Below are 3,011 nucleotides of genomic sequence, written 5' to 3' on the forward strand. Positions count from 1 at the left end.
TTGGGCGACCCTGCTTTAACTAACGCACCGCACCGGAAGGTGGGGGCGCCGCCGGCCGGGCGTCGTCCGGCGAAACGATGATCACGACGCGCCGGTTCTCGGTCCGCCCCGCGGCGGTGATGTTGCTCATCACCGGATAGCGCGCGCCCAGACCGCGCACGACCAGCCGGTCGCCGTCGAGCCCCCCGGCGCGCAAGGCATCGGCGACCGCCGTCGCGCGCTTGAGCGACAGCGCCTCGTTATAGGTCGCCGATCCGGTGCGATCGGTGTGCCCCTCCACCCGTGCGCCGTGAATGTCCACTTTGGCGAGCGCGGCGGCGGTATGCGACAAAGCGACGCGCTGATCGTCGAGCAGGTTGGCGCTGTCGCTCGCGAACAGCAATCGATCGGCCAGGCCGAACTCCCAATTGTCGCCCGACGGCTTGAAACCATTCTCCTGCAGCGTCGCCTGCTGCGCCGGCGAGAAGCCGCGCGTGGGCGCGGGCTGCACCGTCTGGCAGCCGGCGATCAACGCCAGCGCCGGAAGGAGCAGATATCGGTGGGTCATCTTCTGCCTCCTGAACTGAGGCTCATATAAGCCGCTGACGGGCTTGGGCAATCTTCTGCGGATCGGCGGGGCTCGATCCGTTCGGGTCAGCTCGGTTTATAGGATTGGCGCACCACGGCGATCGTCGGCGCCGGCGCCGCGCGTTTGTCGGCATACATCGCGCGGTCGGCGGCGTTGAGCAACGTCGCGATATCGCGACCGTCCTCGGGGAAATTGGCGGCGCCGAGGCTGATCGAGACCGCGATCCGCTCGCCGCCCGGCAACACCAACGGCGGCGTCATCGTCGCGCGAATGCGCGCAGCGAGCGCCTGCGTCTCGTCCGGGCCGGCCGGCGGCGCGATCAGCACCGCGAATTCGTCGCCCCCCACGCGCGCCGCGAGATCGGACTGGCGCAATGCGCCGCGCAACCGGGCGGCGATCTCGATCAGCAGACGATCGCCCGCGGCATGACCGAACTGATCGTTGATCTCCTTGAAGCGATTGGCGTCGATATAGAGCACGCCCAACCCCGCCTCGGCGGCGGCAGCCAGTTTGAGCTCGCTCGCCAGCCGCTCCTCCAGCACCACGCGATTGGCAAGCCCGGTCAGCGGATCGTGCATCGCGCGATGCGCCAGCGTTTCGTTCTCGCGCGCCAGATGCGCCTGCCAGCCTTCGAGCTCCGCCAGCAGCGCGTTGAAATCGTGCCCGAGCGAATCGATCTCGGCGATCGGCGCGCGCGGCGCGCGCAAGTGCAGCGCGCGCTCGGTCTGGACGCGGTGCGCGATCGCGGCGATCGCCCCGATCGGCTCGGCGATGCGGCGGTGGAGCCGGCGGACCATCGGATAGGTGAGCAGCACCGCGAGCATCAGCGCGCCCACCCCGTCGGCAAAGCCGAGCATGAGATACCCATCGAGCCCGCCGAGCCCGGCATAGACGCGCACGTCGCCGATCGGGCGCCCGGCGTGATCGATCCGCGTGATCGCCGGCTCGGGCCACAACAGCGCGGCGGTGCGATCCTTGAGCGATCCGATCGTGCTATGCGCCTCGTCTTCCGGGTGGCGCACCTCGACCCGCAGGCCGCCCGCAGTCACCACCACCGCGCGCACCCCGTCACCACGCGTCAGCAGCGGGCGGATCGCATCGTCGATCGCGGTCTGATCGTGAAACACCACCGCCGGCTCGACGCTGTACCCGGCGAGCTGGCCGATCAGCCGCATATTCTGCCGCACATAGCTGTCGACCATCAGCACGCCGCTGAGCAGGCTGCCGGCCAGCGCGAGCAGCAACGTCAGCAGCATCGTGCGCTGCTGAACGCGCGCCAGCGCGCGGCCCAATGTCGGAAGCCGCTCGGCGCTCAATGCGCACCTCGCGTCAGCCGCAGCACGCGCGGATCGACCTTCACCGCCCCGCGCGAGATCGCATCGAGATTGAGCAGGAAGCGCACCGCCGCAGGCTCGTCGCGCAGACAGAACATCGCCCCGCCGCGGCATTCCGGATCATCCTCGGCGATCGTCAGGATGGCGCGGCCGTAGCTTGCCCAGATCAGTCGCTGCGCGGCCGGCACGGGCATCCGCCCGAGATAGAGGATCGCGCAGCGCGCCGTCGCCAGCGCGGCGGGGCGATCGATCCGCGTCGCCGCGACCGGCTGACCGTCGATCGCGACCCCGGCGAAATCGCGCTCGCTGACCTGCGTCACCCCGGCGAGGCAGAGCCGCACCGGCGCCTGCGGTTGCGGCCAGCGCGTGAAGCTCGCGATTCCCGCGATCGTCGCCGCGATCGCCGGGCGCACGCCGGTATGCGTGATCGGCGCGGCGATCGGGATTTCCTGGAGCGGGGCGAACAGAAGGGCGAAGGCAAGAAGCAAGCGGCGGGGTTCCAATATCCGCGGCCACTATATGCCGGGCGAGTAAACGAAATACGCAGCCCGATCCAAGCTGTCGAGTGGCGTGCTCAACGCGCCGCTGCTGCCGCCCGCGCGGCATAGCGGCGCGCGAGTATCGAACAGACGATCAGCTGCAGTTGGTGATAGAGCATGATCGGCAGCATGATCATCCCCATCGCCGGGTTGCCCGCGAACAGGATCCGCGCGATCGGCGCGCCGTTGGCGAGACTCTTCTTCGACCCGCAGAACACCGTCGTCACCTCGTCCGCCAGCGGGAAGCCGCAGGCGCGCGACAGCGCGGTCGTCACCCCCAGCACCACCGCCAGCAATATCGCCGCGATCGCCGCGATCTCGGCGATCACCCACGGCGAATAGCGCCACCACAGCCCCGAGGCGGTGGACTCGCAGAAAGCGGTATAGACGATCAGCACGATCACCCCGCGATCGAGCCGGTTGATGATCGGCTTGCGCGCCGCGAGCCATGTCGCGATCAACGGGCGGGAGAGTTGCCCCGCCGCGAACGGCAGCAGCAAGGTCAGCGCGACATCGCCGATCGCGGGCAGGATCGGGAACGGCTCGCCGCTGACCGCCGCGACCATCGCG

4 protein-coding genes are annotated in these 3,011 nt (G+C 69.4%); all 4 read right to left on the reverse strand.

Annotated elements, in window-relative coordinates:
- Positions 1-19: 19 nt before the first annotated feature.
- Positions 20-547 (reverse strand): outer membrane lipoprotein YfiB, encoded by a 528-nt coding sequence (gene yfiB, locus BGN95_RS00465; RefSeq protein ID WP_179512481.1) that lies wholly within the window; start codon positions 545-547, stop codon positions 20-22.
- A gap of 86 nt (positions 548-633) precedes the next feature.
- Positions 634-1,884, reverse strand: a complete 1,251-nt coding sequence (gene dgcN / locus BGN95_RS00470) for a diguanylate cyclase DgcN/YfiN (protein ID WP_286771286.1) — start codon at positions 1,882-1,884, stop codon at positions 634-636.
- Positions 1,881-2,390 carry a regulatory sequestration protein YfiR gene (gene yfiR / locus BGN95_RS00475; RefSeq protein WP_179512483.1) on the reverse strand — a complete coding sequence of 170 codons (510 nt, stop codon included), beginning with the start codon at positions 2,388-2,390 and terminating at the stop codon, positions 1,881-1,883. Before yfiR ends, dgcN begins: the two co-directional genes overlap by 4 nt.
- A gap of 86 nt (positions 2,391-2,476) precedes the next feature.
- Positions 2,477-3,011: bile acid:sodium symporter (locus BGN95_RS00480; protein WP_286771287.1), on the reverse strand; the 535-nt coding region annotated here is incomplete at its 5' end.

Origin of the sequence: Sphingomonas sp. 66-10 (assembly GCF_001897045.1) — a bacterium.
GTDB classification, from domain to species: Bacteria; Pseudomonadota; Alphaproteobacteria; order Sphingomonadales; family Sphingomonadaceae; genus Sphingomonas; species Sphingomonas lycopersici.

What these genes read in the sequence shown, in the direction of transcription:
- yfiB (WP_179512481.1), bottom strand. Translation starts at nt 547, where the DNA reads ATGACCCACCGATATCTGCTCCTTCCGGCGCTGGCGTTGATCGCCGGC.